The sequence below is a fragment of the Pseudomonas sp. P1_A1 genome (genome assembly GCF_056406935.1).
Genome location: NZ_JBFTZE010000015.1, coordinates 130296 through 144872, shown reverse-complemented (window position 1 = coordinate 144872; position 14577 = coordinate 130296). Strand labels below are relative to the sequence as shown.

8 protein-coding genes and 1 pseudogene are annotated in these 14577 nt (G+C 60.3%); 5 read left to right on the top strand and 4 right to left on the bottom strand.

What is annotated here, in order from left to right; all coding sequences use genetic code 11:
* Positions 1 to 226: pseudogene (locus AC1D2Q_RS21520) on the top strand (IS110 family transposase); the annotation flags it as partial.
* Positions 227 to 328: 102 nt separating this feature from the next.
* Here the strand turns inward: AC1D2Q_RS21520 and ligA are convergent.
* The 4 genes from ligA to AC1D2Q_RS21500 all read right to left on the bottom strand — a co-directional run bounded on the left by ligA (position 329) and on the right by AC1D2Q_RS21500 (position 8103).
* Positions 329 to 2686 carry an NAD-dependent DNA ligase LigA gene (gene ligA / locus AC1D2Q_RS21515; RefSeq protein ID WP_477814471.1) on the bottom strand — a complete coding sequence of 786 codons (2358 nt, stop codon included), beginning with the start codon at positions 2684 to 2686 and terminating at the stop codon, positions 329 to 331.
* A 156-nt stretch (positions 2687 to 2842) separates the two neighbouring features.
* Positions 2843 to 3694: a cell division protein ZipA gene (zipA, locus tag AC1D2Q_RS21510; protein WP_477814470.1), complete on the bottom strand. Its 852-nt coding sequence runs from the start codon at positions 3692 to 3694 to the stop codon at positions 2843 to 2845.
* 258 nt (positions 3695 to 3952) lie between these two features.
* Entirely contained in the window at positions 3953 to 7441 is a 3489-nt protein-coding gene (smc, locus tag AC1D2Q_RS21505) for a chromosome segregation protein SMC (RefSeq protein WP_477814469.1), read from the bottom strand.
* Between the two features lie 2 nt (positions 7442 to 7443).
* A complete protein-coding gene (locus AC1D2Q_RS21500) occupies positions 7444 to 8103 on the bottom strand; it encodes a GntR family transcriptional regulator (protein WP_477814468.1) in 660 nt (219 codons plus the stop codon).
* 266 nt (positions 8104 to 8369) lie between these two features.
* On the opposite strand from AC1D2Q_RS21500, the gene xdhA reads away from it, so the two are divergent.
* From xdhA to guaD, 4 genes are all read left to right on the top strand, one after another.
* Positions 8370 to 9824, top strand: a complete 1455-nt coding sequence (gene xdhA / locus AC1D2Q_RS21495) for a xanthine dehydrogenase small subunit (RefSeq protein ID WP_477814467.1) — start codon at positions 8370 to 8372, stop codon at positions 9822 to 9824.
* The gene (xdhB, locus tag AC1D2Q_RS21490; RefSeq protein ID WP_477814466.1) at positions 9817 to 12213 is read left to right on the top strand and encodes a xanthine dehydrogenase molybdopterin binding subunit; all 2397 of its coding nucleotides are present in this window, start codon (positions 9817 to 9819) and stop codon (positions 12211 to 12213) included. Before xdhA ends, xdhB begins: the two co-directional genes overlap by 8 nt.
* Positions 12214 to 12337: 124 nt before the next feature.
* Positions 12338 to 13183 (top strand): xanthine dehydrogenase accessory protein XdhC, encoded by an 846-nt coding sequence (gene xdhC, locus AC1D2Q_RS21485; protein ID WP_477814465.1) that lies wholly within the window; start codon positions 12338 to 12340, stop codon positions 13181 to 13183.
* Between the two features lie 61 nt (positions 13184 to 13244).
* Complete coding sequence (guaD, locus tag AC1D2Q_RS21480; RefSeq protein ID WP_477814473.1) at positions 13245 to 14543, top strand: guanine deaminase; 1299 nt, start codon at positions 13245 to 13247, stop codon at positions 14541 to 14543.
* Positions 14544 to 14577 lie beyond the last annotated feature (34 nt).

Here is a 14577-nt window from a genome sequence, read left to right as displayed (position 1 = left end):
CGCCTACCTGCGCTCGGCGATGTTCATGCCTGCCATGTCAGCGATCCGCTGCGATCCTTATGTGAAGGCTTTTTACGACGTGCTAGTCGGTCGCGGAAAACGAAAAATGCAGGCCATCTGTGCGGTTATGCGCAAATACCTGACAGGTTTGTGGGCCTGCATACGCGCTGGAGAGGATTTCGATACGGCCAAGCTTTTCAGCGAAAAACATCTGCTAAAAGCTTGACCGTGAACAGAGTATCTACAGGGATCGGCGCCCGCCGCACGTTTGGCGGAAACGACACCGACCCCTGTAGGAGCTGCCGAAGGCTGCGATCTTTTGGCGATCTTAAACGTCGATACCGTGCTTCTTCAGAAACTCGACAAACGCCTCTTCATCCAGCACCTTCAACCCCAGCTCATTGGCCTTGGCCAGCTTCGAACCTGCGCCCGGCCCGGCGACCACGCAACGGGTCTTGGCCGACACCGAACCGGCCACCTTGGCACCGAGGCTTTCAAGTTTGTCCTTGGCAACGTCGCGACTCATCAGTTCCAGCGAACCGGTCAGCACCCAGGTCTGCCCGGCCAGCGGCAATCCTTCGACGACTTTTTTCTCGCTCTGCCAATGCATGCCGAAATCGCTCAGCTGCTTTTCAGCGGACTCGGCGAGCTGACGGTTTTCTGCGACCGCAAAAAACTCACGCACCGAGGTCGCCTGCTTCTCCGGCAACGCCTGACGCATGTCCAGCCAATCAGCATTCATCACCGCTTCAAGCGAGCCGAATTTGTCGGCAAGCTTCTGCGCCCCGCCCGGCCCGACCGAAGGAATGTTCAGCTTGTCGAGAAAGCCGCCAAGCGTGGTGCTTGCAGCGAATTCGGCAGCCAACGCTCCCTGATCCTGAATCTGCAGGCCGTGCTTCAACAGATTGGCAATCACCTGCTGGTTATGCGCATCTTCAAAGAAGCTGTGAATCTCGTGAGCCACTTCCAGCCCGACATCCGGCAGGTACGTGAGCACTTGCGGCAACGCCTGCTGAACCCGCTCCAGCGAGCCGAGAGACCGCGCAAGCACCTTGGCCGTCTCTTCGCCGACATCAGGGATACCCAAGGCATAGATGAACCGCGCCAGGCTCGGGCGCTTGCTGTCTTCGATGGCGCCGAGCAAGTTCTTGCTCGACAGCTCGGCAAAACCTTCAAGATCGACGATTTGTTCGAAGGTCAATGCGTACAAATCGGCTGGCGAATTCACCAGACCTTCATCCACCAGTTGCTCGACGCTCTTCTCGCCCAGCCCTTCGATGTCCATGGCGCGACGCGAAACGAAGTGAATGATCGCCTGCTTGAGTTGCGCACCGCAGGCCAGACGGCCGACGCAGCGATACACCGCGCCCTCGCTGACAGTCTCGCGACCCTTGCTGCGCTTGACCAGTTGCGTACGCTCGACATGCGAACCGCAGACCGGGCACTGCTCGGGAATCTGTACCGGTCGCGCATCCTCAGGACGACGCTCGATGACCACTTGCACCACTTGCGGAATAACGTCACCGGCGCGACGGATGATCACGGTGTCGCCGATCATCAGCCCCAACCGCGCGACCTCATCCATGTTGTGCAACGTCGCATTGGCCACGGTAACGCCGGCGACCTTGACCGGTTTCAAGCGCGCTACCGGCGTCACGGCACCGGTGCGACCGACCTGAAACTCCACATCGAGCAACTCAGTGAGCTCTTCCATCGCCGGGAATTTATGCGCGATGGCCCAACGCGGTTCGCGAGCACGGAAACCCAGTTCGCGCTGGGAAGCAATGCTATTGACCTTGAACACCACGCCGTCGATTTCATAGGGAAGCGCATTGCGGCGTTCGCCGATGTCGCGGTAGTAATCCAAGCACTCATCGATGCCACGAGCCGATTTCAACTCATGACTGATCGGCATACCCCAGGCTTTGAGTTGCTGCAGATTGCCGATGTGCGTGTCGGCGATATCGGCGGAAACCTGGCCGATGCCGTAGCAGCAGAATTCCAGCGGACGGTTGGCGGTGATCTTTGAATCCAGCTGCCGCAAGCTACCCGCCGCCGCGTTCCGCGGGTTGGCGAAGGTCTTGCCGCCAATTTCCAGTTGCGTGGCGTTGAGCCGCTCGAAACCGGCCTTGGACATGAACACTTCGCCGCGCACCTCCAGGGTCGCCGGCCAGCCGCTGCCATGCAGCTTGAGCGGGATATTGCGCACGGTGCGCACGTTGACGCTGATGTCTTCGCCCGTGGTGCCATCGCCGCGAGTAGCGCCGCGCACCAGCATGCCATCCTGATACAGCAGGCTGACCGCCAGGCCATCGAGCTTGGGTTCGCAGCTGTACTCCACCGCTGCGCCGCCACCGAACAGGTCGCCGACCGGCAGGTCCAGACCTTCCGTCACCCGACGGTCGAACTCGCGCATGTCGGTTTCTTCGAAGGCGTTGCCAAGGCTGAGCATCGGCACTTCATGACGCACCTGAGTAAATGCCGACAGCGCCGCACTGCCGACGCGCTGGGTCGGTGAGTCGCTGGTGATCAGTTCGGGATGGGCCGCTTCGAGCGCCTTGAGTTCATGGAACAAGCGATCGTATTCGGCGTCCGGAATGCTCGGCTCGTCCAGTACATGGTAGCGATAGTTGTGCTGATCGAGCTCGGCGCGCAGCTCTAGAATGCGGGTTTCGGCGGCAGTCATGGGTGTTCTCTCATAAAGCAAAAGAGCAGCCGAGGCTGCTCTATCTCATCTCATCAAGATCAAGGGATCGCAGCCTCGTTTCACTCGACAGCTCCTACAGGTTTTGCAATTTGTTGTAGGAGCTGTCGAGTGAAACGAGGCTGCGATCTTTTGACTTTAACGCTTCTGGGTCAATGCGCGACGTTCGAACTCGACGATGCGCTGACGGTAGTGCTCAATCGTCTGGGCGGTCAGCACGCTGCGCTGATCGTCCTTCAGTTCGCCGTTCAGCTCCTGGGACAGCTTGCGCGCCGCCGCCACCATCACGTCGAAGGCTTGCTTCGGATGACGCGGGCCTGGCAGACCGAGGAAGAAGCTCACCGCCGGGGTGCTGAAGTGGTCGATATCATCCAGATCGAAAACGCCTGGCTTGACCGCGTTGGCCATCGAGAACAGCACTTCGCCGTTACCGGCCATGCTTTCGTGGCGGTGGAAAATGTCCATCTCGCCGAAACGCAGACCGCTTTCCAGAATGTTCTGCAACAGCGCCGGGCCCTTGAAGCCAGCCGGGTCGCGGCAGATCACACTGATCACCAGCACTTCTTCGGCTTGTGGTTGATCTTTTTCAGGTGAGCTGGCGGACTTGCTGTCATCCGGGAAATCATTGTCACGACTGCTGAAGCTCGGGCCGCCGTCCAGGTCCAGATTGAGGTTCAAGTCGCCCTGGGAGGGTTCGCCATGGCCACGCTTGCCGCGCTTGGAACCCGATTCGCGCGGTTCACGGGCAGGCATGCTCACCGACGGCAGGTCGTGCTCGTCCAGTTGCGGTTCTTTCTGGGTGTCCAGCACGCGGGGCGGGCCCAACAGCTCGGCGCTGGTGTCCTCGTCCGGCAGGTTGGACAGACTTCGGTCAAGACGGAATTTCAGTTTTCCCTTGCCGCCGCGCATGCGACGCCAGCCATCGAAAAGAATACCGGCAATGACAATAATGCCGATGACGATCAGCCACTCGCGCAGACCGATTTCCATGTAATCCCGTGCCTCTATAAAAAATGCTGAAAAATAAGGGGTTTACATTGTGTAAACCGCTTTAAAACGTGGCGCCAACTCTATGTTCTGACAGGCGTTTTGCCCACGTATACGAAAAATTGACATTAAACTAGCACGACCAAAGATAACTTTACACCGTCTGTCACATTGGCTTGTGCGAATATGTCGATTGGCCAGCAAGTCAAGGCAGGTAAAAAAGCCCTACAGCCTAATATTACTTGCCCTACACGTAACGACTCAGGCGTCCACCATGGCCATCGCCTCCTCCACATCCACTGCCACCAGACGCGAGCAACCCGGTTCGTGCATCGTCACCCCCATCAATTGATCGGCCATTTCCATGGCGATCTTGTTGTGGGTGATATAGATGAACTGCACCGTCTGCGACATCTCTTTGACCAGCCGTGCGTAGCGTCCAACGTTAGCGTCATCCAATGGCGCGTCAACCTCATCGAGCATGCAGAACGGCGCCGGATTCAACTTGAAGATGGCAAATACCAGGGCCAATGCGGTCAGGGCTTTTTCGCCACCGGAGAGCAAATGGATGGTGCTGTTCTTCTTTCCAGGCGGCTGCGCCATGATCGTTACCCCTGTATCGAGTAGATCTTCGCCCGTCAGTTCCAAATACGCGCGTCCTCCACCGAAAACTTTTGGAAAAAGGGCCTGTAAACCGCCATTGATCTGATCAAAGGTATCTTTGAAGCGGTTTCGGGTTTCCTTATCGATCTTGCGAATCACGTTCTCGAGAGTGTCCAGTGCTTCCACCAGATCGTCGTTCTGGGCATCCAGATAACGTTTACGCTCGGATTGTTGCTGGTATTCGTCGATGGCCGCGAGGTTGATCGCGCCCAGGCGCTGAATCCGCGCGGCAATACGCTCGAGTTCTTCTTCGGCGTCTTTCTCGCTGACTCCGGCCACCAGGGTGGCGAGCACGCCATTGAGGTCGTAGCCGTCTTCAAGCAATTGATCCTGCAAGGTCTTGCGCCGCACCGTCAACGCTTGCCATTCCATGCGTTGCTGTTCGAGCTGGCTGCGAATCAACTGGGATTGCTGCTCGGCCTGGGTGCGGCGCTTTTCCGCATCGCGCAGTTCGCGGTCGGCGTCTTCCATGGCGATTTGCGCGGTCTTGAGCTCTTCGTCGACGGTCATGCGCTTGTCGAGCAACTCTTCGAGCTTCAGCCGCAGCTCTTCCAGCGGCGCCTCGCCCTCTTCCAGATTGAGGCTCAGTTGTTCGCGCTTCTCGGTCAGGCGCTCTGCCTGCATTTCCAGCCGCTCAAGGGCCTGACGGGTGGAATCGTGCTGCGCCTTCAGCGAACCCATGCGCACCGCCAATTGATGCGCATGGTCCTTGTGCTGCCGGGCTTCCTGGCGCACCCGGTCGAGGCGTTCGCGCAGGCTGTCGCGTTGGGCCAGCAGCAACTCGCGCTGCTCGGTATCCACCGCCATGCTGTCGAGGGCTTCCTGCAATTGCAGGCGCGCTTCGCCGATGTTTTCGTGCTCCAGGGCACGCTGTTCGCTGAGCTCGGTGAGCTCTTCATCCAGACGGCTGCGGCGCAGGGTCAACTGTTCGACCTTGGCTTTACCGGCCGACAACTGGGCTTTCAATTCGCCCTGCTGACGCGCTTCGTCTTGCAGCAGACGGCGCAAGTGTTCGCGGCCGTTTTCCTGCTGACGCTGTTGCGCCCTGAGATTCTGAAGCTGGGTTTCCAGGGTTTCGACCGTGGCTTCGCGCTCTTCGCGCTCAAGGCCCAGGCGCTGGATTTCCTGGCCGCGAGCAAGCACGCCGCTTTCCGCTTCACTGGCCCGACGCACGCGTAAAAAGTGCCTGCCGACCCAGTAACCGTCGCGGCTGATCAGACTTTGGCCGGCGGCCAATTGCCCGCGCAAGGCCAAGGCCTGTTCAAGGCTGTCGACCGGCTTGACCTGCCCCAGCCATGGCGACAGATCGATCTGCGCCTCGACCTTGTCGAGCAAACTGCCGGGCATGCGCACGCCATCGCTGGCCGGACTGAGCAGGCGCAAATCGCCTTGGGCAAACCCGGCGAGATCGAAATCGCCGAAGTCGTCCACCAGCACCGCTTGCAGGTCGGCGCCGAGCACGGTTTCCACCGCCAGCTCCCAACCCGCTTCAACTTTCAGGCCTTCGGCCAGGCGCGGACGATCCGCCAGATGCTGCTCGCGCAGCCATTCGGCGGTGCCAGTGCCCGGATCGAGCGCGGCTTGCTGCAAGGCTTCCAGCGACGCCAGCCGACCGTTGAGCCGCTGCAAATCACCTTGAGCTTGCTGCTGCGCCGACAACGCTTGCTGCAACTCTTGGCGCAGTTGCTCAAGACGTTCGACTTGCGCCTCTTCACTGGCCTGCAAGTCTTCCAGCGTCGCCTCGGACGCGGCCAACTGCTCGCTGAGTTCCATGATCGCCGCGTCTTCCGGGTCCGCCGAAAGCAACGCGCGCTCTTCGGCCAGACGCTTCTGACGATCGGCCAATCGCTCCATGCTGGTTTCCAGCTGCTGGATCCGCGACTGCTGAACTTCAGCCTGGCGACGCGGCTCGGCGGCGGTGAGGTTGAAGGTGTCCCACTGCTCCTGCCAGCCATGCATGGTGGTTTCGGATTCTTCCAGTGCGGCGGCGGCCTCTTCGGCGGCGGCGCTGGTAACTTCCTGTTCCGGCGTGAGCATGTCCAGCTCTTCACCCAAGGTCAGCAGCAAGGTGCGGTCGTGGCCCAGGTGTGACTCGGTTTCCAGTCGCGCACGCTCGGCTTCTTTCAGGTCGTCCTGCAATTGACGCAAGCGCTGCTGACCGTGCTGGATGCTCTGCTCGACCCGGGCGATGTCGCCGCCGACCGAATAAAAGCGCCCCTGCACCAGATTGAAGCGTTCGGACAGGTCGTGATGCCCGTCACGCAGGCGTTCGATAGCTGCGTCGGCATTGCGCTGCTCGGCCACCAGGGCTTCGAAGGTGATTTCCTGGCTGCCGATGATCGCCTCGCGCTGGCCGACCTGCTCGTTCAACGCATGCCAGCGCAGGGCCGACAACTGAGCCTTGAGCTGACGCTCTTCGCCCTTGTATTCCTGATACTTCTTGGCAGCCTCGGCCTGGCGGTGCAAGCGTTCAAGCTGACGCTCGAGCTCTTCGCGCAGGTCGGTCAGGCGAGCCAGGTTTTCGTGGGTGCGGCGGATGCGGTTTTCGGTTTCGCGCCGGCGCTCCTTGTACTTGGAAATACCGGCGGCTTCTTCGATGAAATTGCGCAGGTCTTCGGGCTTGGATTCGATCAGCTTGGAGATCATCCCCTGCTCGATAATCGAATAGCTGCGCGGTCCGAGGCCGGTACCCAGAAAAATGTCGGTGATATCGCGGCGGCGGCATTTGGTGCCGTTGAGGTAATAGGTGGTCTGGCTGTCGCGGGTCACTTTGCGGCGAATGGAAATTTCCGCATAGGCCGCCCATTCGCCGAGCAAGGTGCCGTCGGAGTTATCGAACACCAGTTCGATGCTCGCCTGGCTCACCGGCTTACGGCTGGTGGAGCCATTGAAGATGACGTCGGTCATCGACTCGCCGCGCAAGTTCTTGGCCGAGCTCTCGCCCATCACCCAACGCACGGCGTCGATGATGTTCGACTTGCCACAACCATTGGGCCCGACCACCGCCGCCATGTTACTGGGGAAGTTCACCGTGGTCGGGTCGACGAAGGATTTGAACCCCGCCAGCTTGATGCACTTGAGGCGCACGCTTAAGCCACCGTCAGGGCAGAAATCACCAGATCGCAACTGCGCTGGGCATACGCCGTCAGCACCACGCGGATCTGCGCAAAATCACGGGCCAGCACGGCGGCCAGCAGGCGTTCGAACAGTTCCAGGAACTCGCTCATCGAGGCCTTGCGTTGGTCCAGCGCGAGGAAATACGCGCGGCTCATGGCCGGCTGCAGATTCTCGACGGTTTCCTGCAAGTACGGGTTGTTGGCGAACGGATACGCGGCACGCATCACGCTGAAGCTGTCGTCGACGAACGTGCGGATGTCCTGGCGTTCGTAGCTGGCGGTCAGGCGCTGCTGGATCTGCACGAACGGCGCCATGTCGGCCTGGACTTGCCAACCGCTGGCCACGGCGTTGCCGAGCAAGATGTACAACTCGCTCATCAGCGCGCACAGGCTCTTCACCTTATGTGCCGTCAGTTCGGTCACGTGGGCGCCACGTCGCGGCAAAATCGCGATCAAGTGGCGGCGTTCGAGGATCAGCAAGGCCTCACGGACTGAACCGCGGCTGACATTGAGGGCCAGCGTGACCTTCTGTTCCTGGATGCGCTCCCCCGGCTTCATTTCGCCGCGAATGATACGTTCGGCGAGGTGGTGAGCGATTTGCTCGGCGAGGCTGTCCGGCGCCTTGAACGTCATGGTTGTCCTTCAAACTCTTCGATCTGCACAAGCGGCGCAGTGTAGCGCAATTGAGGCGTCATGGCGGAGTGCCCACCCAGCGGTTTTTGGCACGATTCAAGCAAAAAGCAGGCTATCCCGTGAGGGTCAATAATGAAGGAACGAGTCGTTGATCGACAAAATGCCATTTCCTGACCTTTAAGTCAGAAAATCATTGACCGAAAAGTCAGACCTGATAAATTCGGCTCATGTCGGTTAACAACAATAATGAGTTTGCGAGGCCATCCGTGATCCAGTTTTTACTCAACCAGGAACTCCGTAGCGAGCACGCCCTGGACCCGAACCTGACTGTGCTCAATTACTTACGCGAACATGTGGGCAAACCCGGCACCAAAGAAGGCTGCGCCAGTGGTGACTGTGGCGCCTGCACTGTGGTGGTCGGCGAGCTGCAGACGGATGACGATGGCCGCGAACACATTCGCTATCGCAGCCTCAACTCGTGCCTGACCTTTGTTTCGTCGCTGCACGGCAAGCAACTGATCAGCGTCGAAGACCTCAAGCACCAAGGCCAGCTGCACAGTGTGCAAAAAGCCATGGTCGAGTGCCATGGCTCGCAGTGCGGCTTCTGCACCCCGGGCTTTGTCATGTCGCTGTTCGCCCTGCAAAAGAACAGCGATCAACCGGACTCCCACAAGGCCCACGAAGCGCTGGCCGGCAACCTCTGCCGCTGCACCGGTTATCGGCCGATCCTGGCCGCCGCCGAGCAATCCTGCTGCGACAAGCAACCGGATCAGTTCGATGCTCGCGAAGAGCAAACCATCGCTCGCCTGAAAGCCATCGCCCCTACCGACATCGGTGAACTCAACAGTGGCGACAAACGCTGCCTGGTGCCGTTGACCGTGGCCGATCTGGCCGACCTCTACGACGCTTATCCACAGGCCCGCCTGCTGGCCGGCGGTACCGACCTGGCGCTGGAAGTCACGCAATTCCACCGCACCTTGCCGGTGATGATCTACGTCGGCAACGTCGCCGAAATGAAGCGCATCGAACGCTTCGACGATCGCCTGGAAATCGGCGCCGCGACCGCCCTCTCCGACTGTTACGACGCTTTGAAGGCCGAGTACCCGGACTTCGGCGAATTGCTGCAGCGCTTCGCCTCCCTGCAGATTCGCAACCAGGGCACCCTCGGCGGCAACATCGGCAACGCGTCACCGATCGGTGACTCGCCACCGCTGCTGATCGCCCTTGGCGCGCAGATCCTGCTGCGCAAAGGCGAGACTCGCCGCACCCTGGCCCTGGAAGATTACTTCATCGATTACCGGGTCACCGCGCGTCAGGAAAGCGAGTTCATCGAGAAGATCATCGTGCCCGCCGCCAGCGCTGAACAACTGTTCCGCGCCTACAAGGTGTCGAAGCGTCTGGACGATGACATTTCCGCAGTCTGCGCAGCATTCAACCTGCGCATCGACAATGGCGTAGTCACCGACGCCCGCGTTGCTTTCGGCGGCATGGCGGCCATCCCCAAACGCGCGAAGAACTGCGAAGCCGCGCTGGTTGGCGTACCGTTCAACAACGCCACCATTGAACGCGCCTGCGCCGCACTGGCCGAAGATTTCACACCGCTCTCGGACTTCCGCGCCAGCAAGGAATACCGCCTGCTCAGCGCGCAGAACCTGCTGCGCAAATACTTCATCGAACTGCAAACACCGCACATCGAGACTCGGGTGACCGCTTATGTCTAATCATCACGCCGTAGAGAAGACCCAAGCCGAACTGGCTGAATTGTTCGCCAAGGACCTGACCACCGGCGTCGGCCGCAGCGTCAAGCACGACAGCGCCGCCAAGCATGTGTCCGGTGAAGCGCAGTACATCGACGATCGGCTGGAATTCCCCAATCAGCTGCACGTTTACGCACGGCTGTCGGACCGCGCCCACGCGAAAATCATCAGCATCGACACCAAGCCCTGCTACGCCTTTGAAGGCGTGCGCATCGCCATCACCCACGAAGACGTGCCGGGCCTGAAAGACATCGGCCCGCTGTTGCCGGGGGATCCGCTGCTGGCCATCGATGATGTGCAGTTCGTTGGTCAACCGGTGCTCGCCGTCGCCGCGAAAGACCTGGAAACCGCGCGCAAAGCCGCGATGGCGGCAATCATCGAATACGAAGACCTCGAACCGGTTCTGGACGTGGTCGAAGCCCTGCGCAAACGCCATTTCGTGCTCGACAGCCACACCCATCAGCGCGGTGATTCGGCCAATGCCTTGGCCACTGCCGAGCATCGCATCCAGGGCACGCTGCACATCGGCGGCCAGGAACACTTTTATCTGGAAACCCAGATCTCTTCGGTGATGCCGACTGAAGACGGCGGGATGATCGTTTACTGCTCGACCCAGAACCCCACCGAAGTGCAGAAACTGGTGGCGGAAGTGCTGGACGTGTCGATGAACAAGATCGTCGTCGACATGCGCCGCATGGGCGGAGGTTTCGGCGGCAAGGAAACCCAGGCTGCCAGCCCGGCGTGCCTGTGCGCGGTGATCGCGCACCTGACCGGTCAACCCACCAAAATGCGCCTGCCGCGTGTCGAAGACATGCTGATGACCGGCAAGCGTCACCCGTTCTACGTCGAGTACGACGTAGGCTTCGACAGCACTGGCCGCCTGCACGGTATCGCCCTGGAGTTGGCCGGTAACTGCGGTTGCTCGCCGGATTTGTCGGCCTCGATTGTCGACCGTGCGATGTTCCATGCCGACAACTCGTACTACCTGGGCGATGCGACCATCAATGGTCACCGCTGCAAGACCAACACCGCGTCGAACACCGCTTACCGTGGCTTCGGTGGCCCGCAAGGCATGGTTGCGATCGAAGAAGTGATGGACGCCATCGCCCGTCATCTGGCCCTCGATCCGCTGGCGGTGCGCAAAGCCAACTACTACGGCAAGACCGAGCGCAACGTCACCCATTACTACCAGACCGTCGAGCACAACATGCTCGAGGAAATGACCGCCGAACTGGAAGCCAGCAGCCAGTACGCCGAGCGCCGCGAAGCGATCCGTCGCTACAACGCCAACAGCCCGGTCCTGAAAAAAGGCCTGGCGCTGACCCCGGTCAAATTCGGTATTTCCTTCACCGCCAGTTTCCTCAACCAGGCCGGTGCGCTGATCCACGTCTACACCGACGGCAGCATCCACCTGAACCACGGCGGCACCGAAATGGGCCAGGGCCYCAACACCAAGGTTGCACAAGTGGTGGCTGAAGTATTCCAGGTGGAAATGGACCGGGTGCAGATCACCGCGACCAACACCGACAAAGTGCCGAACACCTCGCCGACCGCCGCTTCCAGCGGCGCCGACCTCAACGGTAAAGCCGCACAGAATGCCGCGGAAATCATCAAGAAACGCCTGGTGGAATTTGCTGCGCGGCAATACAAGGTCAGCGAAGAAGACGTGGAATTCCACAACGGGCATGTGCGGGTTCGCGATCACATCCTGACGTTCGAAGCGCTGATCCAGCAGGCGTATTTCGCCCAGGTGTCGTTGTCGAGCACTGGCTTCTATAAGACTCCGAAAATCTACTACGACCGCAGTCAGGCTCGCGGCCGGCCGTTCTACTACTACGCCTTCGGCGCGGCCTGCGCCGAGGTGATCGTCGACACCCTGACGGGCGAGTACAAGATGCTGCGTACCGACATCCTCCACGACGTCGGCGCCTCGCTGAACCCGGCCATCGACATCGGTCAGGTCGAGGGCGGTTTCATCCAGGGCATGGGTTGGCTGACCATGGAAGAACTGGTGTGGAACGACAAAGGCAAACTGATGACCAACGGCCCGGCCAGCTACAAGATCCCAGCCGTGGCAGACATGCCGTTGGACCTGCGGGTGAAGCTGGTGGAAAACCGCAAGAACCCGGAAGACACGGTGTTCCATTCCAAGGCTGTGGGTGAGCCGCCGTTCATGCTTGGCATCGCCGTCTGGTGCGCGATCAAGGACGCCGTGGCGAGTTTGGGCGACTACCGGCATCAACCGAAAATCGACGCGCCGGCGACGCCGGAGCGGGTGTTGTGGGGCTGTGAGCAGATGCGTCAGTTGAAGGCGGTGAAGGCCGTCGAAACTGAGTCGGAGGTAGTGGTTTGATCGTTCCCACGCTCTGCGTGGGAATGCAGCCCGCGACGCTCTGCGTCGCATTGTGAACAGCGGACGCGGAGCGTCCAGAGATGCATTCCCACGCCGAGCGTGGGAACGATCGTGAGAGGTGAACATGTACAACTGGATCGACGCCCTCGCCGACCTGCAAAACCGGGGTGAACCCTGTGTGTTGGTGACCATCATCGAAGAGCTCGGCTCGACGCCGCGCAATGCCGGCTCGAAGATGGTCATCAGCGCCACGCAAACGTTCGACACCATTGGTGGCGGGCATCTGGAATACAAGGCCATGCAGATCGGCCGCGAGATGCTTGCCAGCGGCCGGCAGGACACCCATCTGGAGCGCTTCAGCCTCGGCGCCAGCCTGGGCCAGTGCTGCGGCGGCGTGACCGTGTTGCTGTTCGAACCGATGGGCCAGGTGCAAGCGCAGATTGCTGTATTCGGTGCCGGCCACGTCGGTCGGGCGCTGGTGCCACTGCTCGCCAGCCTGCCCTGCCGGGTGCGCTGGATCGATTCGCGGGAAGCCGAATTCCCCGAACAGATCCCCCACGGTGTGCGCAAAATCGTCACCGAAGAACCGCTGGATGAAGTCGATGACCTGCCCGCTGGCAGCTACTGCATTGTCATGACTCACAACCACCAGCTCGACCTCGAACTCACCACCGCGATCCTCAAGCGCAATGACTTCGCCTACTTCGGCCTGATCGGTTCGAAGACCAAACGGGTGAAGTTCGAACACCGCCTGCGTGATCGTGGTTTCGACAGCGCCGTGCTGCAACGCATGCGCTGCCCGATGGGGTTGGGCGAAGTCAAAGGCAAGTTGCCTGTGGAAATCGCCATCTCCATCGCCGGCGAAATCATCGCCACCTATAACGCGAATTTCGGCCAACACACCGCCAGCGCCGGATCATCGATCGCCAAGCTGCTGCCTGCTTCACGCCGCAGCCAAGCTTCTAACTGAAGAGTTTCTAACTGAAAAGCCTGGAACTGAAAGCTTCGAACTAATTGAGAACCCCATGCCAATGACTCGCAAAGCCTACCGCGCCGCCATTCTGCACAGCATCGCCGACCCTGCCGAAGTGGGCATCGAAGCCTCCTACGAATATTTCGAAGACGGCCTGCTGGTGGTCGAGAACGGCCAGATCAACGCCATCGGCCACGCCAGCGAATTGCTGCCGACGCTGCCGGCCGACATCGAGATCACCCATTACCAGGACGCACTGATCACCCCCGGCTTCATCGACACCCACATTCACCTGCCGCAAACCGGCATGGTCGGCGCCTACGGCGAGCAACTGCTGGACTGGCTGAACACCTACACCTTTCCGTGCGAAAGCCAGTTCGCCGACAAGGCTCACGCCGATGAAGTGGCGGATATTTTCATCAAGGAACTGCTGCGCAACGGCACCACCACCGCACTGGTCTTCGGCAGCGTGCATCCGCAATCGGTGAACTCGTTTTTCGAGGCTGCCGAGCAACTGGATCTGCGGATGATCGCCGGCAAGGTGATGATGGACCGCAACGCGCCGAACTACCTGACCGACACCGCCGAATCGAGTTACGTCGAAAGCAAGGCGCTGATCGAACGCTGGCACGGCAAGGGCCGCCTGCACTACGCGGTCACGCCGCGCTTCGCCCCGACCAGCACCCCGGAGCAACTGACCCTCGCCGGCCAGTTACTCGGCGAATACCCGGATCTGTACATGCAGACCCACATCAGCGAAAACCTCAAGGAAGTCGAGTGGGTCAAGGAATTGTTCCCGGAGCGCAAGGGCTACCTGGACGTCTACGATCACTACCAACTGCTCGGCGAGCGCTCGGTGTTTGCCCACGGCGTGCACCTGTGCGACGACGAATGCGCGCGCCTGGCGCAGACGGGATCGGCGATTGCGTTCTGCCCGACCTCGAACTTCTTCCTCGGCAGCGGCTTGTTCAACCTGCCGATGGCCGAGAAGCACAAACTGAATGTCGGACTGGGCACGGACGTCGGCGGCGGCACCAGTTTCTCGCTGCTGCAAACCCTGAACGAAGCCTACAAGGTCATGCAGCTGCAAGGCGCACGGCTGAGCCCGTTCAAGTCGTTGTACCTGGTCACCCTCGGCGGCGCCCGCGCGCTGCGGCTGGAAGACCAGATCGGCACCCTGCATCCGGGCACCGACGCGGACTTCCTGGTGCTGGACTACAACGCGACGCCGTTGCTGAGTTATCGCCTGAAGCAGGCCAATAACATTGCCGAGACGTTGTTCGTGTTGATGACGCTGGGGGATGACCGGACGGTATTGCAGACGTATGCGGCGGGGAATCTGGTGCATCAGCGTTAAGATCTTCCGGGCATAAAAAATCCCCCACAATCGT